We start from the raw sequence: 22,970 nt of genomic DNA, 5'->3' as shown, positions 1-22,970 counted from the left end.
GTTTGTGTCGCGATTCAACGAGAGACAGTCTACGATTCAGGCTGCAAACATGCGTCAGGGGGTGTAAAACAACGTAAAGTCATGGATTAGCGGGCCTTGATGACGTAATTTCTGCCTCGGAGGTATTTAAAAGATGAATAAAATCCTGTTAGTTGATGATGACCGGGAGCTCACCTCCCTGTTAAAAGAGCTGCTCGATATGGAAGGTTTTAACGTGCTGGTGGCCCATGATGGGGAACAGGCGCTGGCCCTTCTGGACGACAGCGTTGATTTATTGCTGCTCGACGTGATGATGCCGAAGAAAAACGGTATCGATACGCTGAAAGAGCTGCGTCAGACACACCAGACCCCGGTTATCATGCTAACAGCGCGCGGGAGCGAGCTGGATCGCGTTCTCGGCCTTGAGCTGGGCGCGGATGACTATTTGCCTAAGCCGTTCAACGATCGTGAACTGGTGGCCCGTATACGCGCGATTCTGCGCCGTTCCCACTGGAGCGAGCAGCAGCAGACGACCGAAGCCGGATCGCCAACGCTGGAAGTGGATGCCTTAAGCCTGAATCCGGGCCGCCAGGAAGCCAATTTCGATGGTCAGACACTGGAGCTCACCGGTACCGAGTTCACCCTGCTCTATCTGTTAGCGCAGCATCTCGGCCAGGTAGTGTCGCGTGAACATTTAAGCCAGGAAGTGTTAGGCAAGCGCCTGACGCCGTTCGACCGCGCCATCGATATGCATATTTCCAACCTGCGGCGTAAGCTGCCGGAGCGAAAAGATGGTCATCCATGGTTTAAAACGCTGCGTGGTCGCGGGTATCTGATGGTTTCCGCTTCATGATAGGAAGTTTGACTGCACGCATCTTCGCCATCTTCTGGCTCACGCTGGCGCTGGTGTTGATGCTGGTGCTGATGTTGCCCAAACTGGACTCCCGGCAGATGACCGAGCTGCTGGAAAGCGAGCAGCGTCAGGGCATTATGATCGAACAGCACGTCGAGGCCGAGCTGGCGACCGACCCGCCAAACGACCTGATGTGGTGGCGTCGTCTGTTTCGCGCCATCGATAAATGGGCGCCTCCGGGACAACGCCTGCTGCTGGTGACCAGCGAAGGCCGCGTGATCGGCGCAGAACGCAACGAGATGCAGATCATTCGTAACTTTATCGGCCAGGCCGATAATGCCGATCATCCGCAGAAAAAACGCTATGGCCGCCTGGAAATGGTGGGGCCGTTTTCCGTCAGGGACGGGGAGGATAACTATCAGCTCTATCTCATTCGTCCCGCCAGCACCTCACAATCTGACTTTATCAACCTGCTGTTTGACCGCCCCCTGCTGCTACTGATCGTCACGATGCTGGTCAGCGCTCCGCTGCTGCTGTGGCTGGCGTGGAGCCTGGCGAAACCGGCGCGTAAGCTGAAAAACGCCGCCGACGAAGTCGCCCAGGGCAACCTGCGTCAGCATCCGGAACTGGAAGCCGGGCCGCAGGAGTTCTTAGCCGCTGGCGCCAGCTTTAACCAGATGGTCACCGCGCTGGAGCGGATGATGACCAGCCAACAGCGGTTGCTGTCTGATATCTCGCACGAGCTGCGCACGCCGCTCACGCGCCTGCAGCTGGGTACCGCCCTGCTGCGTCGCCGCAGTGGTGAGAGCAAGGAGCTGGAGCGTATCGAAACCGAGGCGCACCGGCTGGACAGCATGATCAACGACCTGCTGGTGATGTCGCGCAACCAGGCAAAAAATGCCCTGGTCAGCGAGACGGTGAAAGCCAATCAGCTGTGGGGCGAAGTGCTGGACAACGCGGCGTTTGAAGCCGAGCAGATGGGTAAATCTTTCACCGTTGAGTATCCGCCGGGCCCGTGGCCGCTGTACGGTAACCCCAATGCGCTGGAAAGCGCGCTGGAGAATATCGTCCGCAACGCTCTGCGCTACTCGCACACGAAGATTTCCGTCAGCTTCTCGGTGGATAAAGACGGGATTACGGTTAACGTCGACGACGACGGCCCGGGAGTCAGCCCGGAAGATCGCGAACAGATTTTCCGGCCATTCTACCGGACCGATGAGGCGCGCGACCGCGAGTCCGGCGGCACCGGCCTGGGTCTGGCGATTGTCGAAACCGCTATTCAGCAGCACCGCGGCTGGGTGAAGGCCGACGACAGCCCGCTGGGTGGTTTGCGCTTAACCCTTTGGCTACCGCTGTATAAGCGCACCTGATGCTATCCCGGCTTGCGCTGCGCTAAGCCGGGAGCATCCCGGAAATACTCAATAGGGGGAATTATTTCCCCCATAATCTCCGCGAATTATCCTCGATCTTGCCGCTTAAACGCCGCTTCTGCATCGTTCGGCTCCAGCTCACCGACAGGCCCGCAGCCGACAATAAGCGGTGGTACTGATCATCATCAAACGGCATCTGCCAGGCAATCGCCCCGGCCTCATGAACACTGACATCGCTCAGCCGGGAAACCAGCTCGAGCGGCGCATCGCTGGAGACTTGCCCCCCGGCAATCACCCGATACAACCAGCCGGTCTTCCCGCTGTTTTGCACCAGCTGCGCCATATCGCCGATCGCAAAATGAAAATTGAGCTTGAAGCACGGCGATCGCGGCTGGGTGACCTGGATCAGCGCCTCGCCCCAGCGAAAGATATCGCCGATATAAACATTTTGCTCGGTGAGCCCGGTGGTGGAGAGGTTTTCGCCGAACGCCGGCGCGCAGAAGCGCTCGGCCTGCTGGGGGAATTCACGGATCCAGTCGGCATAGTGTTCGCGCGGATAGTGGCACAGCGCGCGGTCCGGCCCGCCGTGAATTTTCTTCTCCGCCTGCTCGTCCCCATCGAGGCCGAGATCGCCGAGCTGCAATTCGCCATCAACCTGGATTTTGCCGATCGCGCTGGGGCGACTGCCCGCGTAGTCCCTGATTTTGCCGACAAAGACATTCACCGGATAATGCATGGCTGCTCTCCTTGCTACAGATATAAAAAAAGCGAGTCATCAGACTCGCTTCTCTCTTAGCGCAATGCAACCTTATTTTTTAGCGGCAAAACGCGCTGCAGCTTCGTCCCAGTTCACTACGTCCCAGAAGGCTTTGATGTAGTCCGGGCGACGGTTCTGGAATTTCAGGTAGTAAGCGTGTTCCCACACGTCCAGACCCAGGATCGGGAAGCCGGAAGCGCCGGAAATGGCTTCGCCCATCAGCGGGGAATCCTGGTTGGCGGTGGAGACAACGGCCAGTTTGTCACCTTTCAGTACCAGCCACGCCCAGCCGGAGCCGAAACGGGTCGCAGCGGCTTTTTCGAATTCCGCTTTGAAATTGTCTACAGAGCCGAAATCGCGCTCGATAGCCGCTTTCAGGTCGCCCTGCAGGGTGGTGCCGGTTTTCAGGCCTTTCCAGAACAGGCTGTGGTTAGCGTGGCCGCCCGCGTTGTTACGCAGTACGGTTTTTTTGTCAGCCGGCAGTTGATCCAGCTTGGTGATCAGCTCTTCAGCGGACAGGTTAGCGAACTCCGGCAGGCTTTCCAGCGCGGCGTTAGCATTGTTCACGTAGGTCTGATGGTGTTTAGTGTGATGGATCTCCATCGTCTGCTTGTCGAAGTGCGGTTCCAGAGCATCGTAAGCGTACGGCAGGGATGGCAGGGTATAGCTCATAATCATCTCCATTATTGTCGAGCGGCTCAAGTGTTAACGCCGCGTAAGCAGTTTGTCCATTATAGTTAATTAAATGGTATTGAAAATGCTTATCAATGCCGTATTTTTCATATGGATATAACCAGAAGAAATACCCGCCATTTTGTGATGTAGAACAACTAATTAAGCCCATGGTTGCCAGGGTTCGCCATCCTGTGGCAACGGCTTGAAGGCGGCCAAAGCGGCTAATTTTTACACTCATCACATCGGAAGCCGCCGTCTCCGATAAAAAAGATGAGGATAAAATCAATGAACCACGCGATTACGATGGGTATTTTTTGGCATTTGATAGGGGCCGCCAGTGCCGCCTGTTTCTATGCCCCGTTCAAAAAAGTAAAACACTGGTCGTGGGAAACCATGTGGTCGGTTGGGGGGATCGTCTCCTGGCTGATCCTGCCCTGGGCCATCAGCGCCACGCTGTTACCCGATTTCTGGGCCTACTACCGCTCTTTTAGCGCCTCCACGCTGCTGCCGGTCTTCCTGTTCGGCGCCATGTGGGGTATCGGTAATATCAACTATGGCCTGACCATGCGCTATCTCGGCATGTCGATGGGAATAGGCATCGCCATTGGCATCACGCTGATTGTCGGCACGCTGATGACGCCGATTATTAATGGTCAGTTTTCGGTGCTGATGCACACCCAGGGCGGTCAAATGACGCTGCTTGGCGTGCTGGTGGCGGTGGTTGGCGTCGGCATCGTCACCCGCGCGGGCCAGCTGAAAGAGCGCAAAATGGGCATCAAAGCCGAAGAGTTCAATCTGAAGAAAGGGCTTCTGCTGGCGGTGATGTGCGGCATCTTCTCCGCAGGGATGTCGTTCGCGATGAACGCCGCCAAACCGATGCATGACGCTGCCGCGGCGCTCGGCGTCGACCCGCTGTACGCAGCGCTGCCAAGCTACGTAGTCATTATGGGCGGCGGGGCGCTGGTCAATCTCGGCTTCTGCTTTATTCGTCTGGCGAAAGTGAAGAGTCTGTCCGTCACAGCCGATTTTTCGCTGGCCAAACCGCTCATCATCAGCAACCTGTTGCTCTCCGCCCTCGGCGGCCTGATGTGGTATCTCCAGTTCTTCTTCTATGCCTGGGGCCATGCCAGCATTCCGGCGCAGTATGACTATATGAGCTGGATGCTGCACATGAGTTTCTACGTGCTGTGTGGCGGTCTGGTGGGTCTGGTGCTGAAGGAGTGGAACAACGCCGGCCGTCGTCCGGTGAGCGTCCTGAGCCTCGGCTGCGTGGTGATCATCATCGCCGCCAATATCGTCGGTCTGGGGATGGCCAGTTAACCACCGGCTCATCAGCCAGACAACGACGGTTTTCAGGCGGCGGCGCGACTGCGCTGCCGCCATTGCCCCGGCGACATACCGATTTCCCGGCTAAAAACCACCGAAAAGTAGTTACTGTCCTCAAAGCCGCACTGCATGGCGATATCGCCGATTAAGCGCTCGGTATGCTGCAGCAGGTACTGCGCATGGCAGATCCGCAGCTGGCGTAAATAGTGATTGATGGTCATCCCGGTTTGCTGGCGAAACTGCTGGCGTAGCGCCCGCTCGCTGCCGCCCTCCTGCTCGCAGAAACGCTCCAGAACAAAGGGGCGGCTGAGGCTGGCCGCCAGCGCGGCCAGCAGTTTGTCCAGCAGCGCTTCGCGCTGCGTCGCCGCGGGATCATCCGTCGCGTAGCGATGGCGCTGCAACGTCAGCGCCAGCTGGGCAAACAGCAGTTCGGCCATCGCATTTCCCTGCGCGTCGCGCCGGGCGCACTCATGCTCAAGCTGGCTAATCACCTGGCGCGCCTGCGCCATACCTGTGCTGCCCATGCGCCAGTGGGGCTTCCACGGCGTGCCAAAGAGGCCAGGGATCGCTCCCGCCCAGTCAAAATTAAGTTGCAGCCGCTCCGGGCAATAGATGATGTTCTGCAGGACTAAATCATTGACCGAAGCATAGGAGTGTTTATCTTCGGCGCGAATATAGAACAGATCGCCGCGGGTAATGCGCCAGGGACGATCGTTAAGGACGTGCAGCCCGTTGCCCCGCCACACCAGCACCAGCTCGCAGAACTCATGGGTATGTTCGGCAAAAACGTTTTGCGGGTAGCGGTCGGCCACTGCCACTGCCTGTGTGGCGGAAGGGAAAAACTCCTCTTTACGTAGAATCAGACCGGCCACGGCTCACACTCCAAACGCGGATAACGGCGCATTATTCGCGTTTTTAACCCGCAATACGTTGACTCTTCTCGCGTTACTGAAGAATGGCGTCGCGGCCCTGGCGGATATCGCGCGGCGACCAGTCAAATTCGCGGCGAAAAAGCGTCGAAAAGTGGTTACTGTCGCCGAAGCCGCAGCGAAAAGCGATATCAGTCACGCTTTCATCGCTGTGGCGCAGCAGGTGTCGGGCCTTCATCAGGCGCACCCGATTAAGATAGCGCTGCGGCGTCAGGCCGGTCTGCTGCTTCAGCTGGCGGTGCAGGGTACGCAGCGACAGCGAAAACTGCGCTGCCACCTCCTCCCAACAGATCTCCTGGGCAAAATGGTCTTCCAGCCAGGCCAGCAGCTGATTCAGCCGCGCATCATTGTTGGTGGCCTCTTCCGCAAGACTGCTTTTACGCAACAGCACCAGCAGCTGCATAAACAGGATCTCACGGCTGGCGACGGCATGGGTATCCGTTTCGCTCCCCATGGCCTCCATCTGCGCCACGATATGCCGAACCTGCTGCAGGACCGTCTGGTTCACCCGCCAGTGCGACGGGTAGTTCCCCTCCTGCTCCTGGGGCAGCAGCTGGTTGACCCCGGCGAGAAAACGAAACGCATCCGGCGCGCGATAGAGCACATTGGTCAGACACAGATTGTCCGTATGCTCGTAAAGATGCCGGTCATGATCGCGGATAAAGCAGACTGAGCCGCCACCGATGGTATAGGGCTGGCCATTGAAGACATGAATACCCGTGCCCTGCTCCACGACGACAATTTCATGGAAATCATGGTGATGTTCCGGAAAGGCCGACTGAGGGAGGCGGGGTTCAATAGCCACCGTCGAGATCCCGGCCTTAAAGAAATCCGTACTGTGCAATATGGTCATGATGCCACCCTCGTAATGAGAAAAATTATCAGTCACCGGCTGATAGTAATGAAGGGTTGGCTATCCGGCCTTCAATTTTTGACCGCGAAATTCGTAAATCCTGCTGCTTTTTCAAGAATCAGCCGGAAAGATACGGAACTGCGGACGCCATCACATCCCCCTCGCCACCCCCTAAAACCGCAAATTGTGATTTCCCTCACGGTCACCTTTGCTTTCTTGCCAGCGGCCAGTTTTGGCTGTCCGTAGTGAGAAGGTGTCAGTAAGCGGCCTTTTTTAGACTGCGGACAATGATTTTAAGAAGGGTCTTTCCATGAGTATTCGTCATTGTGTCGCCGTCGATTTAGGCGCCTCCAGCGGGCGGGTGATGCTCGCCAGCTATCAGTCCGGGCCACGCGCCCTGACCCTGCGGGAAATTCATCGCTTCACCAACAGCCTGCAGAAGGTGGATGGCTTCGACTGCTGGGATGTGGATAGCCTGGAAGGCGAGATCCGTCGCGGGCTGGAGAAAGTGTGTGAGCAGGACATCCTGATCGACAGTATCGGCATCGATACCTGGGGGGTGGATTATGTCCTGCTGGATAAGCAGGGCCAGCGCGTCGGACTGCCGATCTCCTATCGTGACGACCGCACCCAGGGCCTGCTACGTCACGCTGAAGAACAACTGGGCCGGGCGGAGATCTATCGCCGCAGTGGTATTCAGTTTCTGCCGTTTAACACCCTTTACCAGCTGCGCGCCCTGGTTGAGCAGCAGCCGGAGCTGGTCAGTCAGGCCGCGCATGCCCTGCTGATCCCCGACTATTTCAGCTTCCGCCTGACAGGCAATCTGAACTGGGAATATACCAACGCCACGACCACCCAGCTGGTTAACATCAATAGCGATAGTTGGGATGAGACGCTGCTGAACTGGACCGGCGCGCCGTTGGCGTGGTTCGGAAAGCCGACCCACCCCGGCAATGTGATTGGTCACTGGATCTGCCCGCAGGGCAACCGTATTCCGGTGGTCGCTGTCGCCAGCCACGACACCGCCAGCGCGGTGATCGCCTCCCCGCTGGCCGACCGCCATGCCGCCTATCTCTCCTCCGGCACCTGGTCGCTGATGGGGTTTGAAAGCCTGACCCCATACACCTGCGACGCGGCGCTGCAGGCCAATATCACCAACGAAGGCGGAGCCGAAGGCCGCTATCGGGTGCTGAAAAATATCATGGGCCTGTGGCTGCTGCAGCGGGTGCTGAAAGAACAACACGTCAGCGACCTGCAGGGGCTGATCGCCCGCACCGCCGCGCTACCGGCGTGCCGCTTCATGATTGACTGCAACGATGATCGCTTTATCAATCCGGCCAGTATGAGCGCCGAGATCCAGGCCGCCTGTCGCGACGCCGGGCAGCCGGTTCCTGAAAGCGATGCCGAGCTGGCGCGCTGTATTTTCGACAGCCTGGCGCTGCTCTACGCCCGGGTGCTTAACGAGCTGGCGGCGCTGCGCGGCCAGCCCTTCAGCCAGCTGCATATCGTCGGCGGCGGCTGCCAGAACGCGCTGCTCAACCAGCTGTGCGCTGACGCCTGCGGGATCGCCGTCGTGGCCGGCCCGATAGAAGCCTCCACCCTCGGCAATATCGGCATCCAGTTAATGACCCTCGACGAGCTGGCCAATGTCGATGAGTTTCGTCAAGTGGTGCGCGACAACGCGGCGCTCACCGCTTTTACCCCCAATCCTGATAGTGAAATTGCCCGTTTCGTGGCGCAGTTTCAGCCACAACAGACCAAGGAGCTTTGCGCATGACCACTCAACTTGAACAAGCCTGGGAAATTGCTAAGCAGCGCTACGCCGCCGTCGGCGTGGATGTCGAGGAGGCCCTGCGCCAGCTGGACCGTCTGCCCGTCTCCATGCACTGCTGGCAAGGTGACGACGTCGCCGGTTTCGAAAACCCGGCGGGAAGCCTGACCGGCGGCATCCAGGCGACCGGCAACTACCCGGGCAAAGCGCGCAATGCTGAAGAGCTACGCGCCGACCTTGAGCAGGCGCTGAGCCTGATCCCGGGACCAAAGCGTCTCAACCTGCACGCTATTTACCTGGAATCCGACGCGCCGGTAGCGCGCAATGAGATTAAGCCGGAGCACTTTAAAAACTGGGTTACGTGGGCGAAAGCCAACAAACTGGGTCTGGATTTCAACCCCTCCTGCTTCTCGCATCCGCTGAGCGCCGACGGCTTTACCCTGTCGCACGCCAACGATGAGATCCGCCAGTTCTGGATCGACCACTGCAAAGCCAGCCGTCGCGTATCCGCTTATTTTGGCGAACAGCTGGGTACCCCATCGGTAATGAATATCTGGGTGCCGGACGGCATGAAAGATATTACCGTTGACCGCTTCGCGCCGCGCCAGCGGTTGCTGAATGCCCTTGATGAGGTGATCAGCGAGAAATTCGATCCGGCGCATCATATCGACGCCGTGGAGAGCAAGCTGTTCGGCATCGGCGCCGAAAGCTACACCGTCGGCTCCAACGAGTTCTATATGGGCTACGCCACCAGCCGCCAGACCGCGCTGTGCCTGGATGCCGGCCACTTCCACCCGACGGAAGTGATCTCCGACAAAATCTCTGCCGCCATGCTCTACATCCCGCGCCTGCTGCTGCACGTCAGCCGCCCGGTGCGCTGGGACAGCGACCACGTGGTGCTGCTGGATGATGAGACCCAGGCCATCGCCAGCGAAATCATTCGCCATAACCTGTTTGACCGCGTGCACATCGGGCTCGACTTCTTCGATGCCTCCATCAACCGCATCGCGGCCTGGGTGATTGGTACCCGCAATATGAAAAAAGCGCTGCTGCGTGCCCTGCTGGAACCGACCGCTCAGCTTCGTCAGCTGGAGAACGACGGCGATTACACCGCCCGCCTGGCGCTGCTCGAAGAGCAAAAATCGCTGCCATGGCAGGCCATCTGGGAGATGTACTGTCAGCGTCATGACACGCCGGCGGGCAGTCAGTGGCTGGACAACGTGCGGGCTTATGAGAATGCGGTTCTGAGCCAGCGCGGGTAATGCACGGGCTTACCCGGGTCGCGGCTGACGCCTTACCCGGGCTACGAACCGGTAGCCCGGATAAGCCGTTTACGGCGCAATCCGGGGGCACGCACATATTTAGGGTGAGGGGTCAACCCCGCACCGAATCAACAGGAAAGACAAGACTATGCAGACCATTATCGACGCCTGGTTCGTCCAGGGCATGATCAAAGCCACCTCCGACGCCTGGCTGAAAGGCTGGGACGAACGCAACGGCGGCAACCTGACGCTGCGTCTGGATGAAGCGGATATCGAACCTTACGCGGCGGATTTCCACGCCAAACCGCGTTATATCGCCCTCAGCCAGCCGATGCCAACCCTGGCCAACCAGCCATTTATCGTCACCGGCTCCGGCAAATTCTTCCGTAACGTCCAGCTCGACCCGGCCGCTAACCTCGGCGTGGTAAAGGTCGACAGCGATGGCGCGGGATACCATATCCTGTGGGGCCTCACCGAGGATGCCGTACCGACCTCCGAGCTGCCGGCACACTTCCTGTCGCACAGCGAGCGCATCAAACTGACCGGCGGCAAAGACCGGGTGATCATGCACTGCCATGCCACCAACCTGATCGCCCTGACCTATGTTCTGGAGAACCACAGCGATCTGTTCACCCGCAAGCTGTGGGAAGGTAGCACCGAATGTCTGGTGGTCTTCCCGGACGGCGTCGGCATTCTGCCGTGGATGGTGCCGGGCACCGATGAAATCGGCCAGGCGACCGCCGAAACCATGCAAAAGCACTCGCTGGTGCTGTGGCCGTTCCACGGCGTCTTCGGCAGCGGCCCCACGCTGGATGAGACCTTCGGCCTGATCGACACCGCCGAGAAGTCCGCCGAAGTGCTGGTGAAAGTCTTGTCCATGGGCGGGATGAAGCAGACCATCACCCGCGAAGAGCTTATCGCCCTTGGCAAACGCTTCAATGTGCAGCCGCTGCAGTCCGCTTTAGATCTTTATCCATAACAACATCGCGCCCCGCTCACCGAGACGGGGCGAAACATCACCTGCAAACCCTACAAAACTAACTCATGTGGAGTAAAAGCAATGAAAACAAAGACAAGCTTGATCCTCACCGTTGCCGCCCTGGCGTTGTCCGGTTCCGCCTTAGCAGAAGTTAAAATCGCCCTTGTGGCGAAATCGCTGGGAAATGGCTTCTTCGAAGCCGCCAACGTTGGCGCCCAACAGGCAGCCAAAGAGTTAGGTGATGTCAAAGTGATCTACACCGGCCCGACCACTACCACCGCCGAAGCGCAGATCGACGTGCTGAACGGGTTGATCGCCCAGGGGGTGGATGCGATCGCCATTTCCGCCAACGATCCGGACGCCGTGGTACCGGTGCTGAAAAAAGCGATGCAGCGCGGCATCAAGGTGGTCTCGTGGGACTCCGGCGTGGCGCCGGCAGGCCGCCAGATCCATCTTAACCCCTCGAATAACGCCTTAATTGGCGAAACCAACGTCAAGCTCGCCGCCGATGCGCTGAAGGCGCTGAACGTTGAGAAAGGCGAAGTGGCCGTGTTAAGTGCCACCCCAACCTCCACTAACCAGAACATCTGGATTGAGGAGATGAAAAAGGTGCTGCCGCAGTATCCGTCCGTGCAGCTGGTCACTGTCGCCTACGGTGACGATCTGTCGGATAAAAGCTACCGCGAAGCGGTGGGCCTGCTGAAATCATATCCGGACCTGAAAGTCATTGTTTCGCCGTCATCGGTGGGCATTGTTGCCGCCGCACAGGCGGTGAAGGATCAGGGCAAAATCGGCAAAGTCTATGTCACCGGGCTGGGGCTGCCGTCGGAAATGGCCGGCGCCATCAAGTCCGGCGCCAGCAAAAGCTTCGCCATCTGGAACCCGATTGACCTGGGCTACGCCGCCACCTATCTGGCCGACGATTTAGTCAAAGGCACGGCGACCAAAACCGAAGCCAGTATGGGCAAGCTGGGCAAAGTGAAGCTGGATGCTGAGGGGAATGGCGCGATGGCAGAGCCGTTTGTCTACGATGCGAGCAACATCGATAAGTTCTCGAAAATTTTCTAACCCTTATTCCCTCACCCCGGCCCTCTCCCGGAGGGAGAGGGGGAAAGGCTGGTCCTCTGCACGAGGCCGCCAGCGGACACCGGACCGTTCCCTCGCCCCTCTGGGGAGAGGGTTAGGGTGAGGGGAATTTTACGGAGAACTATCATGTCAGCATCAACGCCACTGCTGTCGCTGAAGGGGATCACCAAGATTTTTCCCGGTGTGCGCGCCCTTGAGAACGTGCAGCTTGATCTCTGGCCCGGCAAAGTGACCGCCTTAATCGGCGAAAACGGCGCGGGGAAATCCACACTGGTCAAAGTGATGACCGGTATTTATCAGCCCGAAGAGGGCGAGATCCTCTATAAAGCGATCCCTATTCATCTGCCAACGCCGGAGTCGGCGCATAAGGTAGGGATCACCGCCATTCACCAGGAAACCGTGCTGTTTGACGAACTCTCGGTCAGTGAAAATATTTTCGTCGGCCAGTATCTGTATAAGGGACTGTTAAAAACACTCGACTGGCCAGCGATGCACCGCAGAGCCAGCGAGATCCTCGCCCGGCTGGAAGTCCAGATCGACCCGCGGGCCACGCTGAAAACCCTCAGCATCGCCCAGCGGCACATGGTGGCGATTGCCCGGGCGCTGGCTTTCGACGCCCAGGTGGTGATCCTCGATGAGCCGACCGCCGCCCTCTCCCAGCATGAAATCCTGGAGTTTTATCACATCGTCGAGCGTCTGAAGCAGGACGGCAAAGCGATCCTGTTTATCTCGCATAAGTTCGATGAAATTTTCGAGCTGGCCGATTATTACACCATCCTGCGTGATGGGGTGTACGTCAGCTCCGGGGCGATAAGCGACATCACCGAAGAGCGAATGGTGTCGATGATGGTGGGCCGGGCGATCACCCAAACCTACCCGAAAGTCGACTGCACACCCGGGAAAACGGTGCTGGAGGTGACTGATCTCTGTCATCCTACCGAGTTTGCTCATATCAGCTTCCGCCTGCGCAAGGGAGAGATTCTCGGCTTTTACGGCCTGGTGGGCGCCGGACGCACCGAGCTGATGCAGGCGCTCTCCGGTGTCTCGCGTCCCTCCTCCGGCGAGATCCGCCTGAACGGCAGCCCCATGCGCTTTCGCCAGCCCGCCGACGCCATCCGCGCAGGCATCGTCTGCGTGCCGGAAGAGCGGCAGAAACAGGGGGCGATCATCGCCCTGCCCATCGCCCAGAACATCAGTCTGCCGCAGCTCAGCAAGCTCAATCCTAACGGCGTCCTGAACGACGCCCGGGAATGGCGGCTGGCGGACGAGTATGCCTCGCGCCTGCAGGTTAAAGCCTTCAGCTGGCGGCAGCCGGTGGAGACCCTCTCCGGCGGCAACCAGCAGAAAGTGGTGATCGGCAAATGGCTGGCGACCCAGCCCGAGGTGATCATCCTCGATGAGCCGACCAAAGGCATCGATATCGGCTCAAAAGCCGCCGTGCATCAGTTTATGTCCGAGCTGGTCAGCCAGGGACTGGCGGTGATTATGGTGTCGTCAGAGCTGCCGGAAGTCATGGGCATGGCCGACCGGATTATCGTGATGCACGAAGGGCTGATGGTCGCCGAATACCAGGCCGGTGAAGCGACAGCGGAAACCATCGTTAGCGCCGCCAGCGGCATCGGCCAGGAGGCGGCATGATGGGACACGCATGGCTTAAACATCGCGAAGCGCTGCTGGCGGTGGTCATCATTTTGATGATCGGCGCCATCGGCAGCCGGGCGCCGTCGTTCATTTCACCGGGCAATCTGGTGGAGATGTTTAACGATACCGCCATCCTTATCATCCTCGCCCTCGGCCAGATGATGGTGTTGCTCACCAAAGGCATCGATCTGTCGATGGCCGCCAACCTGGCGCTGACCGGGATGATCGTCGCCCTGCTTAACGCCCACTATCCGGGTATTCCGGTGGTCGCGCTGCTGGCGCTGGCAACTCTGCTGGGCCTGCTGATGGGGATGATTAACGGCCTGCTGGTCTGGCGCCTCGGCATTCCCGCCATCGTGGTGACCCTGGGCACCATGAGCATTTATCGCGGCATTATCTTCCTGCTGACTGACGGCGGCTGGGTTAACTCACATCAGATGAGCGCTGATTTTCTCAGTCTGCCGCGCAGCACGCTCCTGGGGCTGCCGCTGCTGAGCTGGTGCGCCATCGCCGCGCTGCTGCTGGTGGGTTATTTCCTGCGCTACAGCCGCACTGGCCGGGCCTTGTACACCGCAGGCGGCAACGCGACGGCGGCGTACTACACCGGCATTAACGCCGGAAAAATGCAGTTCGTCAGCTTCTGCCTCTCCGGCGCGCTGGCCGGCTTCTGCGGCTATCTCTGGATCTCGCGCTTCGCTGTCGCCTATGTCGACGTGGCGAACGGCTTTGAGCTACAGGTGGTAGCGGCCTGCGTGATCGGCGGTATCAGCACCATGGGCGGAAGCGGACGGGTGCTGGGCTGCCTGTGCGGCGCGCTGTTCCTCGGGGTCATCAATAACGCCCTGCCGGTGATCGGCATCTCGCCCTTCTGGCAAATGGCGATTTCCGGGGCGGTGATCGTCATGGCGGTGCTGCTCAACGAGCGCGGCAATCGCAGTCACGGGCGGTTAATCCTGCGCAACGCGGCGTTAGCCCGGCAGAAACAGGCGGTGAAATCATGAGCAAGATGATGGTATCTGAAGAGATGAAAAACACTCCGGTCGCGCCGTCGCCGCTGCGCCGCCTGCTGTGCTGGGAAGGGTTTTTACTGGCGGTGACCCTGGCGGTATTTATCGGCAACGCGATGGCTTCCCCGTACTTCCTCAATATCTGGAACCTGTCGGACGCAACCTTTACCTTTACCGAGAAGGCGATCGTCGTCCTGCCGATGGCGATGCTGATTATCGCCCGGGAAATCGATCTGTCGGTGGCCTCGACGATGGCGCTCAGCTCAACGGTGATGGGCTTCTGCGCGGCGGCGGGGATGGATACGCCGCTGCTGGTGATCATCGGCCTGGGCGTAGGGCTGCTGTGCGGCCTGTTCAACGGCTTGCTGGTGACTCGCTTTAACCTGTCGTCCATTGTGATCACCATCGGCACTATGAGCCTGTATCGCGGCATCACCTATATCCTGCTGGGCGATCAGGCGCTCAACCACTACCCGGAGAGCTTTGCCTGGTTCGGCCAGGGGTACGTATGGGGGGCGCTCTCTTTTGAGTTTGCGCTGTTTATCCTCCTCGCCGCCGCCTTCACCTTCCTGCTGCATAAAACCAACTTTGGCCGCCGGACCTACGCCATCGGCAATAACCCGACTGGCGCCTGGTTCTCCGGGATCAATGTTAAGCGTCATAACCTGGTGCTGTTCGCGCTGGTCGGGCTGATGGCCGGGCTGGCGGCGGTCCTGCTGACCTCACGGCTCGGTAGTACCCGCCCTACCCTGGCGATGGGCTGGGAGCTGGCGGTTGTCACCATGGCGGTGCTCGGCGGCGTCAATATTCTCGGCGGCTCCGGCAGCATGCCCGGGGTGATCATTGCCGCCTTTCTGATGGGGCTGGTGACCTTCGGCCTGAGCCTGCTAAACGTCCCCGGTATCGTGATGTCGGTAATTATCGGCGCCATGCTGATCGTGGTGATCTCCCTGCCGATTATTACCCGGCGGATGATGCAGCGAAGACGATGTTAATTTCCCCCTCACCCTGGCCCTCTCCCCAAGGGAGAAGAGCGGGGTGAGGGGAAACGGATTTCCCAAAATCAACATTAAGGAGAATTATCATGAGTTTTATGTTGGCATTACCAAAAATCAGCCTCCACGGGGCAGGCGCTATCGGTGATATGGTCAAGCTGGTGGCCGGTAAACAGTGGGGCAAAGCGCTGATCGTTACCGACGGTCAGCTGGTGAAGCTGGGCCTGCTGGACAGCCTGTTTTCCGCGCTGGATGAACAGCAGATGGCTTACCAGCTGTTTGACGACGTGTTTCCCAACCCCACCGAAGCGCTGGTGCAGCAAGGCTACGCGGCGTACCAGGCGGCACACTGCGATTACCTGATCGCCTTCGGCGGCGGCAGCCCGATTGATACCGCCAAGGCGATAAAAATCCTCACCGCCAACCCTGGCCCCTCCACAGCCTACTCCGGCGTCGGCAAAGTGAAAAACGCTGGCGTGCCGCTGGTGGCCATCAACACCACCGCCGGCACGGCGGCGGAGATGACCAGCAACGCAGTGATTATCGATAGCGAGCGGCAGGTAAAAGAGGTGATTATCGACCCCAACCTGATCCCGGATATCGCCGTCGACGACGCCAGCGTGATGCTCGACATCCCGCCAGCCGTTACCGCCGCCACCGGCATGGACGCCCTGACCCACGCCATCGAGGCCTTTGTCTCCGTTGGCGCCCATCCGCTGACCGACGCCAACGCCCTCGAGGCCATTCGCCTGATCAACCTGTGGCTGCCGAAAGCGGTAGAGGATGGACACGATCTGCAGGCCCGCGAGCAGATGGCGTTTGGCCAGTATCTGGCGGGCATGGCGTTCAACAGCGCCGGCCTCGGGCTGGTACACGCCCTGGCCCATCAGCCTGGCGCCACCCACAACCTGCCACACGGAGTGTGCAACGCCATCCTGCTGCCGATCATCGAAAACTTTAACCGCCCGAACGCGGTGGCGCGCTTCGCCCGCGTGGCGCAGGCGATGGGCGTCGATACCCGCGGCATGAGCGATGAGGCCGCCAGCATGGAGGCCATCAACGCCATCCGCGCGCTGAGCAAACGAGTAGGGATCCCCCAGGGTTTCAGCAAGCTTGGCATCAGCAAAGCCGATATCGAAGGCTGGCTGGATAAAGCGCTGGCCGACCCATGCGCGCCATGCAACCCGCGCCCCGCCAGCCGCGATGAGGTTCGCGAGCTCTATCTGGAGGCCTTATGATCCGTAAAGCCTTCGTCATGCAGGTGAACCCCGATGCGCACGAGGAGTACCAGCGCCGCCATAACCCCATCTGGCCGGAGCTGGAGGCAGTGCTGAAGGACCACGGCGCGCACCATTACGCCATTTATCTCGATAAAGAACGCCATCTACTGTTCGCGACGGTGGAGATTGAGTCGGAAGCCCGCTGGGAGGCGGTCGCCAGCACGGAAGTGTGCCAGCGCTGGTGGAAATACATGCGCGAGGTGATGCCCAGCAACCCGGATAACAGCCCGCTGAGCGCGGAGCTCAAAGAAGTGTTTTATCTGGCGTGAAACACCGCGATGCCGGGTAGTACCTTCCCCGGCCTCCACCCCATCCGGGGAAAAGAGCGTATTTGTCTTTATCCGCATCGGTAATTTCTCTTAATACCCGGCAAGGTACGCCTGCGGCAACCACATTCGCCGGTATGGAACGATTCACCACACTGCCCGCGCCAATGACCGAATTCTCACCAATCGTTACCCCTGGATTAATAATCACCCCCGTGCCTAACCAGACCCCATCTTCAATCACCACCGGTAAAGAAAATTGTTGATGCGTATGGCGCAGCGCGGGGTGGATGGGATGCCCGGCGGTGGAGATGGTGACATTTGGTGCAAACATGACGTTATTGCCGATGATAATGTCCGCATCGTCGACCAACGTGAGGTTAAAATTGGCGTAAAAATTGTCACCAATCGTCGTATGGATCCCATAGGCAATATTGATCGGCGGCTCTATCCAACATTGTTCGCCGACTTTAGCGAACATGCGCTGAATAATATCGTTGCGCAATTCCTGATTAAACGGATGCGAATGATTATATTCATAGGCCCGCGCTTTACCCATCAGTCGTTGCTCCGGCAAACCATATCCTGCATCCAGGTAAAGCTCGCCGCTGTTCATACGTTTTTTCATATCCATCATGCCATCTTCCTTCTCTGTCAGGCACCTCCCTGTGCCACGGAATGTTGATAATTAAACGGTCATCGCATTATCGCGCAGCGGCTCACTTTTCGCCTTGCCCGCTAACGTAAACGCGGAGATTAAGGTGACGGTCAGAGCAATACCGCCGAGGATCATATAGGTTTCCTGGAAGCCGATCCGATCATACATATTGCCGGCGAAGGCAGAGAGGAAGATCGCCGCCACCTGCTTGGCGAACTGGAATCCCACCAGATAAATCGTCGCCGACAGCCGGATATCAAACACGCCGGTAATGTATTTAAAGGCGCCCACCAGCAGGAACGGCACCTCCAGCGCATGGAGCATTTTCAACGCCACCACTTCCGCGGCGGTGGTGGCGAAGGAAGAGCCAATCATCCTTGCCGCCATCACCATCCCGGCGATCAGCAGGGTATTCTTCGCCCCGATACGGTTAATAATCCACGGCGAGCTGAACATAATGATGGCGTTACATATTTCTCCCGCGGTGGTGGCGAAACCAAAGGCGCGGGTGCCCGCTTCCGGGGTCGCGAAGAACGATTTAAAGAAGGTGGCGAACTGCTGATCGAAGACGTCATACACACAGGCCACGCCGATGACATACAGAATAAACATCCACATCTTACGCTGGCGGAACATGCGCACCGCCGTTTTTAAATCGATCGCCGGGCGATTGGCGCCGAGCGAGTCCATTACCTGCGCGGACTGACTGGCCTGCGGTTTGGCGATGGCCACCAGCACCACCAACAGCAGCGCGGCGGCTGACCCCATCCAGAACACCCATTCGGGATTAATGCTGAACAGCATTCCGGCAGTAGTCGCGCACAGCGCCCATCCCAGACAGCCAAAGGTGCGCGCCTTGCCGTATTCAAAACCGCTGTTGCGGCTTACCCGTTCGATATAGGCCTCCATCGCGCCGGCGCCTGCGGAGAATACAAAGCCGATATAGGCGCCGCCGCTCAGCGCCCCGAGCCAGATGTTGGTCTTCAGCAGCGGAGCGAAAACATAGAGGAAGAAGGGAGCAATCAGCACCAGCAGAACGGTCACGATCCACATCAGGTGTTTTTTCAGCCCCAGCTTGTCAGAGATCACCCCGAGGACCGGCTGGAAACAGATGGCGAACAGCGACAGGCTGGAGAAAACGAGGCCGGTTTCGGTTTTATTCAGGCCGATGACGTCCGACAGCCAGATCGGCAGAAACGGAAAGCAGGTGGCCATGATGAAGAAGTAGAGAAAGAAGAACAGCCCGAAAATCCAGAAGTTGGGGTTGTTTTTGTGGGTACAGACGGTCGGGTTCATTATATTTTCCTCAAGAAGGGCCGCGACGCGGCCCGATACCATCACACGCGTTGCAGGCCAATCAGAATGGCGCTTTCCGGGTCGAGGATGGGCAGCGCCAGCCCCGCCTGCTGTAGCCACTCACCGCTCACCGTCTGCGGCGTCGTCATCCATGCCGGCAGCTTCCGCATGGTGTGGCCACCCTCGCCGGTGATCTGAATGTTCGGATGATCGAGGAGCGTCACCTGATAGCGGGCGTTCGCCTCCAGCCCCGCCAGGCGCAGCGGCGCCATCAGGGTGTAGTCCGGCATCGCCAGCTGGCTGACGAGGAAAATCGCCTGCGCTTTATCCGGGCTGATGACGCCATGGGCAAGGGTGGTAGCGTCCGGCATATCCATCCGCCACTGCACGCCGTGATGGATCACGTCGCGCCACTGTTTATGTAAGGCCGCATATTTCCGGTATCCGGCGCGCTCTTCTTCATCAGCGCTCACCGGATCCAGCTCAAGTCCCATATGACCAAACAGCGCCGTCAGGCCGCGGAAGGCGATACTGTGCTGGCGGAAGGTGGCATGACAGTGGCGATTGCCAATATGCGCGCCCATCACCTCCGGCGGGAAGAAGTAGCTCATGCCACGCTGTATGGTGTTGCGCTCAAGGGCGTCATTATTGTCAGATGCCCAGAAGCGATGGCTGCGCTTGAGGACTTCATAATCGATCCGTCCGCCCCCGGAGGAGCAGGATTCAAATTCAATGTGCGGGAAACGGGCCACCAGCGTATCCAGCAGGCGGTAGAACTGGCGCGTTTGCGCGTCCGCGGCGGCGCGTCCCTGATGCCCAGGCTGCACCAGCTCGCGGTTCATATCCCACTTCACGTAGTCCACCGCATGCTCGCCCAGCAGCCAGCTCATTCGCTCCAGCAGATAATCAAACGCTTCCGGAATGTTGAGGTTCAGGACAAACTGATGGCGGCCGGTCAGCGGGGTATAGCCCGGCAGCGCCAGCACCCAGTCCGGGTGCGCCCGGTACAGATCGGAATCCGGGTTAATCATTTCCGGCTCCACCCAGATACCGAATTCCATCCCCAGCGATTTCACATGATCGATAACCGGCGTCAGGCCGTGGGGGTATTTTTTCTCATCGAGATACCAGTCCCCCAGCGCCGCCCAGTCGTCGTTGCGCCCTTTAAACCAGCCGTCATCGATAATAAAGCGCTCGACGCCCAGCGCCGCCGCTTCATCCGCCATACGCATGATGTAGTCCGGATCGTGGTCGAAATAGATCCCTTCCCAGGTGTTGAGATGCACCGGGCGCGGCTTATTGCCCGGGAAGCGAATAATCCGTTCGCGCAGATAACGATGGAACTGCTGGCTCATACCGTTCAGCCCGTTCGCCGAGTAGCTGGCATACAGGTACGGCGTCCACAAGGTTTCCCCTTCCGCCAGCGCCATTTCACCCGGCAGATAGAGCGCCTCGGCCTGCAGATAGCGGCGGCCATCGGTTTTCACCTCTGCCCGCAGGCGATGGTTACCGCTCCAGGCCAGATGTATGCCCCAGACTTCACCCTGCATCTCGCTAAAGGCGCGGCTGCCGGTGATCAGGGCCGGGAAATGTTCGTGAGAGGTGCGCCCGCGGCGGTTCTCCAGCACAAAGCTGTCGTGTTCCAGGACCAGACGATGGGGCTGAAACTCGCGGATCCAGCGGCCATGGAAAGCCATCACCTCGCGAGCGCGTTCGGCGACCGGCAATGTGACCGCCAGGCGATCCACCTGCCATGGGCTGGCGCGCAGATTGGTCACGCCATGGCGCACGCTGAGCACGCCGCTGGCATCCAGCGCGATCTCGCTGTGCAGACGCAGGCCGGCCTGTGGATCTTCGCTGACCAGGGTCAGCGTCTGGCCCTCGCGCCGCACTTCGCTGGTGGTGAACAGCGGAGAGGCATCCAGCCCCTGACGATGGCCTTCAATGCCCGGCGCGCCAAACAGGCCATGGCCCAGCTCCGCCATTAAGGTCACTGGCGAATCGACATCCAGTCTGCCGTTGGCGACCGGGCGCGTCAGGCTGTCGGCATCCTGCGGCGAAAAGTGGCTTAAATGCGGCCCCCAGTAGACAATTTCGGCGAAAGGGCGAGTTTTAATGACAACATCGGCACCGGCGCTTTGCAGGTGTATCAGCGAATCAGACATCAGACATCTCCATAACAAGGAATGTCTTACTGTTGATCCGAAACGTTTCGGATGCCAACCAAAACGTTTCGGATCCGTGATCGGCTTCAGAATTACGGATGAAAAAGGGTCAGGTCAGGCAGTTTCACCCGGGAAAAATTCCGGCTGCCATAGTACCTGCAGCGTGGCGAGATCTTCCCCGGCGATTAAGCGGCGCACCATATCGGCAATCTGCCGCCCCACGCCCTGGCGCGTGGACTGGATCACCGCGGCGACATCGGTCTCTATGATGCTGTCCTGCGGCAGTCCGTCATACACCACCAGGGCGATGCGGTTGTCGCCGGTTAAACGGCCCAGATGGGCGAGCGCCATGGCGGCGCCATCGCCATGAGTATTGCAGTCGGTAATAATCGCGGTGGGCGGCTCCGGCAGGCGCAGCAACTCCAGCGTGGCCTGATAGCCGCCTCGGCGCGTCGCCGGCACGCTACGCAGCCATGCATCGGATAACCCCGCCTCGCGCAGAGCATCGAGATAGCCGTTACGCCGTTGCAAAATAAACGCCTGATTGTTGTTCTCACCCAGCAGAGCGATACGCTGGTGGCCCTGTTGAATCAGATGGCGGGTGGCGCGGCAGGTGCCGGCATAGTTATCGAAATCAAACCAGGCGTAGGGCTGCGCCAGGCGGCTACGGCCGAGCGCCAGAAACGGAAAGCCAGAGGCCTGCAGCTGCGCCAGCCGCGGATCGTCATCCAGGGTATGGGCCACGATTAAAGCGTCGACGCGACGGCCCTGCACCATGCGCATATAGCCATGTTTATCCGCCTGTTCATCATCGGCGATCAGCAACAAATCAATGTCATGGCGCGCCAGCTCATGGCTGATCTCCCCAACCATCTCAAGAAAAACGTTATTGTTGAGCGGCACGGGGCGGACAGGAAAGACAAGACCAACGGCATCAATGGTGCCCATTTTCAGACGGCGGGCGAAAGTGTTGGGGCGATAGCCCCGGCGCTGCGCTTCAGCCTCAACCCGGGCGCGGGTCTCCTGTGACACATCGTCATAGCCGTTCAACGCCCGGCTGACGGTCGTGACGGAGATCCCAAGTTGTTTGGCAATGGCTTTCAGCGACATAAAAATCCCTGTTTTCGCATAGGAAAGCTAGTTTCCCGCAATATGGCTATGACGTCCAGCGAGCGCGCGTCCCCCGCCGACGCGATGTCAGTTTTGCTCAGCGATCAGCAGGGCCTGCGTATCCGGCTCCAGCGCCTGAAAAACATGCTCCTGATCCGCCGGGTAACAGATATAGTCGCCCTCGCCCAGTTCTTCCGGCGCCGACGTCAGCCCTACCCGCGCCCGCCCCTGGGTAACGATAATATGTTCCACCGAGCCTGGCGGATGCGGATGCGAAATACGATCGGCGCCGGGCTGGGTTAACAGTAAATAGATGTCCCGACGCGCGCCGGGTGGACAAGCGGCCAGCAAAATGGCCTGATAGTTCGCCTGCTCCGCCACCACTTTTGTCCCCTCTCCGCGGCGGATCACCTGCGTTTTGTTCACCTGCGGCTCAAGCAGGCGGGCAAACGGGATATCCAGCGCCACACAGAGCGACCACAGCGTTTCCAGACTCGGATTGCCGTTGCCGGACTCCAGTTGCGATAGCGTGGATTTTGCAATACCCGCCCGACGCGCGACTTCCGCCAGCGAGAGACCGGTCCGCGCCCGCTCCCGCACCAGGCTTTTGGCGATAACGCTGATTGGCTGTGTCATACCCGCCCCTTTGTTTTTTATATCGAACGATTCGTTCGCCTTGAAAAACGATCATTATGTGTTCATTATAATGGAA

At 59.1% G+C, this 22,970-nt stretch carries 21 protein-coding genes; 12 read left to right on the top strand and 9 right to left on the bottom strand.

Features of this window, described 5'->3' with window-relative positions; genetic code table 11:
* The first annotated feature begins 133 nt into the window (after positions 1-133).
* Together cpxR and cpxA are read left to right on the top strand one after the other, a co-directional pair.
* Positions 134-832 (top strand): envelope stress response regulator transcription factor CpxR, encoded by a 699-nt coding sequence (cpxR, locus tag CWM61_RS24865; RefSeq protein WP_002882901.1) that lies wholly within the window; start codon positions 134-136, stop codon positions 830-832.
* On the top strand, positions 829-2,202 hold the full coding sequence (gene cpxA, locus CWM61_RS24860) for an envelope stress sensor histidine kinase CpxA (RefSeq protein WP_061156238.1): 1,374 nt from the start codon (positions 829-831) through the stop codon (positions 2,200-2,202). The genes cpxR and cpxA overlap by 4 nt, the downstream gene beginning before the upstream one ends.
* A 61-nt stretch (positions 2,203-2,263) precedes the next feature.
* Here the strand turns inward: cpxA and yiiM are convergent, their stop codons facing one another.
* Positions 2,264-2,938 (bottom strand): 6-hydroxyaminopurine reductase, encoded by a 675-nt coding sequence (yiiM, locus tag CWM61_RS24855; protein ID WP_074387444.1) that lies wholly within the window; start codon positions 2,936-2,938, stop codon positions 2,264-2,266.
* Positions 2,939-3,010: 72 nt separating this feature from the next.
* Positions 3,011-3,631: a superoxide dismutase [Mn] gene (sodA, locus tag CWM61_RS24850; protein WP_004203668.1), complete on the bottom strand. Its 621-nt coding sequence runs from the start codon at positions 3,629-3,631 to the stop codon at positions 3,011-3,013.
* Between the two features lie 288 nt (positions 3,632-3,919).
* Between sodA and rhaT the strand changes: the two genes are divergently transcribed.
* A complete protein-coding gene (gene rhaT / locus CWM61_RS24845) occupies positions 3,920-4,954 on the top strand; it encodes an L-rhamnose/proton symporter RhaT (protein WP_100632126.1) in 1,035 nt (344 codons plus the stop codon).
* 32 nt (positions 4,955-4,986) lie between these two features.
* On the opposite strand, the gene rhaR is transcribed toward rhaT, so the two are convergent.
* Positions 4,987-5,832, bottom strand: coding sequence for an HTH-type transcriptional activator RhaR (gene rhaR, locus CWM61_RS24840; protein ID WP_002882891.1), 846 nt, complete (start codon positions 5,830-5,832; stop codon positions 4,987-4,989).
* A 73-nt stretch (positions 5,833-5,905) separates the two neighbouring features.
* On the bottom strand, positions 5,906-6,742 hold the full coding sequence (rhaS, locus tag CWM61_RS24835) for an HTH-type transcriptional activator RhaS (RefSeq protein ID WP_074387445.1): 837 nt from the start codon (positions 6,740-6,742) through the stop codon (positions 5,906-5,908).
* Positions 6,743-7,052: 310 nt separating this feature from the next.
* Between rhaS (CWM61_RS24835) and rhaB the strand changes: the two genes are divergently transcribed.
* The 9 genes from rhaB to rhaM all read left to right on the top strand — a co-directional run bounded on the left by rhaB (position 7,053) and on the right by rhaM (position 17,032).
* Entirely contained in the window at positions 7,053-8,519 is a 1,467-nt protein-coding gene (rhaB, locus tag CWM61_RS24825; RefSeq protein ID WP_100632125.1) for a rhamnulokinase, read from the top strand.
* Entirely contained in the window at positions 8,516-9,775 is a 1,260-nt protein-coding gene (gene rhaA / locus CWM61_RS24820) for an L-rhamnose isomerase (protein WP_032741520.1), read from the top strand. The genes rhaB and rhaA overlap by 4 nt, the downstream gene beginning before the upstream one ends.
* A gap of 148 nt (positions 9,776-9,923) precedes the next feature.
* Positions 9,924-10,754, top strand: a complete 831-nt coding sequence (gene rhaD, locus CWM61_RS24815) for a rhamnulose-1-phosphate aldolase (protein WP_025710942.1) — start codon at positions 9,924-9,926, stop codon at positions 10,752-10,754.
* 81 nt (positions 10,755-10,835) lie between these two features.
* Positions 10,836-11,822: a rhamnose ABC transporter substrate-binding protein gene (gene rhaS, locus CWM61_RS24810; RefSeq protein ID WP_008807884.1), complete on the top strand. Its 987-nt coding sequence runs from the start codon at positions 10,836-10,838 to the stop codon at positions 11,820-11,822.
* A gap of 144 nt (positions 11,823-11,966) precedes the next feature.
* Positions 11,967-13,478, top strand: coding sequence for a sugar ABC transporter ATP-binding protein (locus CWM61_RS24805; RefSeq protein WP_100632124.1), 1,512 nt, complete (start codon positions 11,967-11,969; stop codon positions 13,476-13,478).
* On the top strand, positions 13,475-14,482 hold the full coding sequence (locus CWM61_RS24800) for an ABC transporter permease (protein WP_165784255.1): 1,008 nt from the start codon (positions 13,475-13,477) through the stop codon (positions 14,480-14,482). Before CWM61_RS24805 ends, CWM61_RS24800 begins: the two co-directional genes overlap by 4 nt.
* The gene (locus CWM61_RS24795; RefSeq protein ID WP_074387448.1) at positions 14,479-15,483 is read left to right on the top strand and encodes an ABC transporter permease; all 1,005 of its coding nucleotides are present in this window, start codon (positions 14,479-14,481) and stop codon (positions 15,481-15,483) included. The genes CWM61_RS24800 and CWM61_RS24795 overlap by 4 nt, the downstream gene beginning before the upstream one ends.
* Positions 15,484-15,572: 89 nt before the next feature.
* Complete coding sequence (gene fucO, locus CWM61_RS24790; protein ID WP_100632123.1) at positions 15,573-16,721, top strand: lactaldehyde reductase; 1,149 nt, start codon at positions 15,573-15,575, stop codon at positions 16,719-16,721.
* Entirely contained in the window at positions 16,718-17,032 is a 315-nt protein-coding gene (gene rhaM, locus CWM61_RS24785) for an L-rhamnose mutarotase (protein WP_002882870.1), read from the top strand. The genes fucO and rhaM overlap by 4 nt, the downstream gene beginning before the upstream one ends.
* Here rhaM and CWM61_RS24780 read toward each other — a convergent pair.
* The 5 genes from CWM61_RS24780 to CWM61_RS24760 form a co-directional block, all read right to left on the bottom strand.
* Positions 17,007-17,666 carry a maltose acetyltransferase domain-containing protein gene (locus CWM61_RS24780; RefSeq protein ID WP_227521402.1) on the bottom strand — a complete coding sequence of 220 codons (660 nt, stop codon included), beginning with the start codon at positions 17,664-17,666 and terminating at the stop codon, positions 17,007-17,009. The genes rhaM and CWM61_RS24780 overlap by 26 nt on opposite strands.
* Positions 17,667-17,717: 51 nt before the next feature.
* Positions 17,718-18,983, bottom strand: a complete 1,266-nt coding sequence (locus CWM61_RS24775; RefSeq protein WP_100632122.1) for an MFS transporter — start codon at positions 18,981-18,983, stop codon at positions 17,718-17,720.
* A gap of 41 nt (positions 18,984-19,024) precedes the next feature.
* Positions 19,025-21,148, bottom strand: a complete 2,124-nt coding sequence (locus tag CWM61_RS24770) for an alpha-galactosidase (protein ID WP_100632121.1) — start codon at positions 21,146-21,148, stop codon at positions 19,025-19,027.
* A 114-nt stretch (positions 21,149-21,262) separates the two neighbouring features.
* Positions 21,263-22,258: a substrate-binding domain-containing protein gene (locus CWM61_RS24765; protein WP_100632120.1), complete on the bottom strand. Its 996-nt coding sequence runs from the start codon at positions 22,256-22,258 to the stop codon at positions 21,263-21,265.
* An 87-nt stretch (positions 22,259-22,345) separates the two neighbouring features.
* The gene (locus CWM61_RS24760; RefSeq protein WP_002882865.1) at positions 22,346-22,894 is read right to left on the bottom strand and encodes a helix-turn-helix domain-containing protein; all 549 of its coding nucleotides are present in this window, start codon (positions 22,892-22,894) and stop codon (positions 22,346-22,348) included.
* Between the last annotated feature and the right edge of the window lie 76 nt (positions 22,895-22,970).

Origin of the sequence: Klebsiella sp. K-Nf6 (genome assembly GCF_002806655.1) — a bacterium.
In the GTDB taxonomy this organism is placed as follows: Bacteria; Pseudomonadota; Gammaproteobacteria; order Enterobacterales; family Enterobacteriaceae; genus Klebsiella; species Klebsiella variicola.
Note: the sequence above shows the minus strand (reverse complement) of the source record. Positions and strands in the feature narration are given on the sequence as shown.

Excerpts from the sequence above, each read along its gene's own strand:
- cpxR (WP_002882901.1), top strand. The coding sequence starts at position 134 with ATGAATAAAATCCTGTTAGTTGATGATGACCGGGAGCTCACCTCCCTG.
- cpxA (WP_061156238.1), top strand. The coding sequence starts at position 829 with ATGATAGGAAGTTTGACTGCACGCATCTTCGCCATCTTCTGGCTCACG.
- yiiM (WP_074387444.1), bottom strand. The coding sequence starts at position 2,938 with ATGCATTATCCGGTGAATGTCTTTGTCGGCAAAATCAGGGACTACGCG.
- sodA (WP_004203668.1), bottom strand. The coding sequence starts at position 3,631 with ATGAGCTATACCCTGCCATCCCTGCCGTACGCTTACGATGCTCTGGAA.
- rhaT (WP_100632126.1), top strand. The coding sequence starts at position 3,920 with ATGAACCACGCGATTACGATGGGTATTTTTTGGCATTTGATAGGGGCC.
- rhaS (WP_074387445.1), bottom strand. The coding sequence starts at position 6,742 with ATGACCATATTGCACAGTACGGATTTCTTTAAGGCCGGGATCTCGACG.
- rhaB (WP_100632125.1), top strand. The coding sequence starts at position 7,053 with ATGAGTATTCGTCATTGTGTCGCCGTCGATTTAGGCGCCTCCAGCGGG.
- rhaA (WP_032741520.1), top strand. The coding sequence starts at position 8,516 with ATGACCACTCAACTTGAACAAGCCTGGGAAATTGCTAAGCAGCGCTAC.
- rhaD (WP_025710942.1), top strand. The coding sequence starts at position 9,924 with ATGCAGACCATTATCGACGCCTGGTTCGTCCAGGGCATGATCAAAGCC.
- rhaS (WP_008807884.1), top strand. The coding sequence starts at position 10,836 with ATGAAAACAAAGACAAGCTTGATCCTCACCGTTGCCGCCCTGGCGTTG.
- CWM61_RS24805 (WP_100632124.1), top strand. The coding sequence starts at position 11,967 with ATGTCAGCATCAACGCCACTGCTGTCGCTGAAGGGGATCACCAAGATT.
- CWM61_RS24800 (WP_165784255.1), top strand. The coding sequence starts at position 13,475 with ATGATGGGACACGCATGGCTTAAACATCGCGAAGCGCTGCTGGCGGTG.
- CWM61_RS24795 (WP_074387448.1), top strand. The coding sequence starts at position 14,479 with ATGAGCAAGATGATGGTATCTGAAGAGATGAAAAACACTCCGGTCGCG.
- fucO (WP_100632123.1), top strand. The coding sequence starts at position 15,573 with ATGAGTTTTATGTTGGCATTACCAAAAATCAGCCTCCACGGGGCAGGC.
- rhaM (WP_002882870.1), top strand. The coding sequence starts at position 16,718 with ATGATCCGTAAAGCCTTCGTCATGCAGGTGAACCCCGATGCGCACGAG.
- CWM61_RS24780 (WP_227521402.1), bottom strand. The coding sequence starts at position 17,666 with ATGATGGATATGAAAAAACGTATGAACAGCGGCGAGCTTTACCTGGAT.
- CWM61_RS24775 (WP_100632122.1), bottom strand. The coding sequence starts at position 18,983 with ATGAACCCGACCGTCTGTACCCACAAAAACAACCCCAACTTCTGGATT.
- CWM61_RS24770 (WP_100632121.1), bottom strand. The coding sequence starts at position 21,148 with ATGTCTGATTCGCTGATACACCTGCAAAGCGCCGGTGCCGATGTTGTC.
- CWM61_RS24765 (WP_100632120.1), bottom strand. The coding sequence starts at position 22,258 with ATGTCGCTGAAAGCCATTGCCAAACAACTTGGGATCTCCGTCACGACC.
- CWM61_RS24760 (WP_002882865.1), bottom strand. The coding sequence starts at position 22,894 with ATGACACAGCCAATCAGCGTTATCGCCAAAAGCCTGGTGCGGGAGCGG.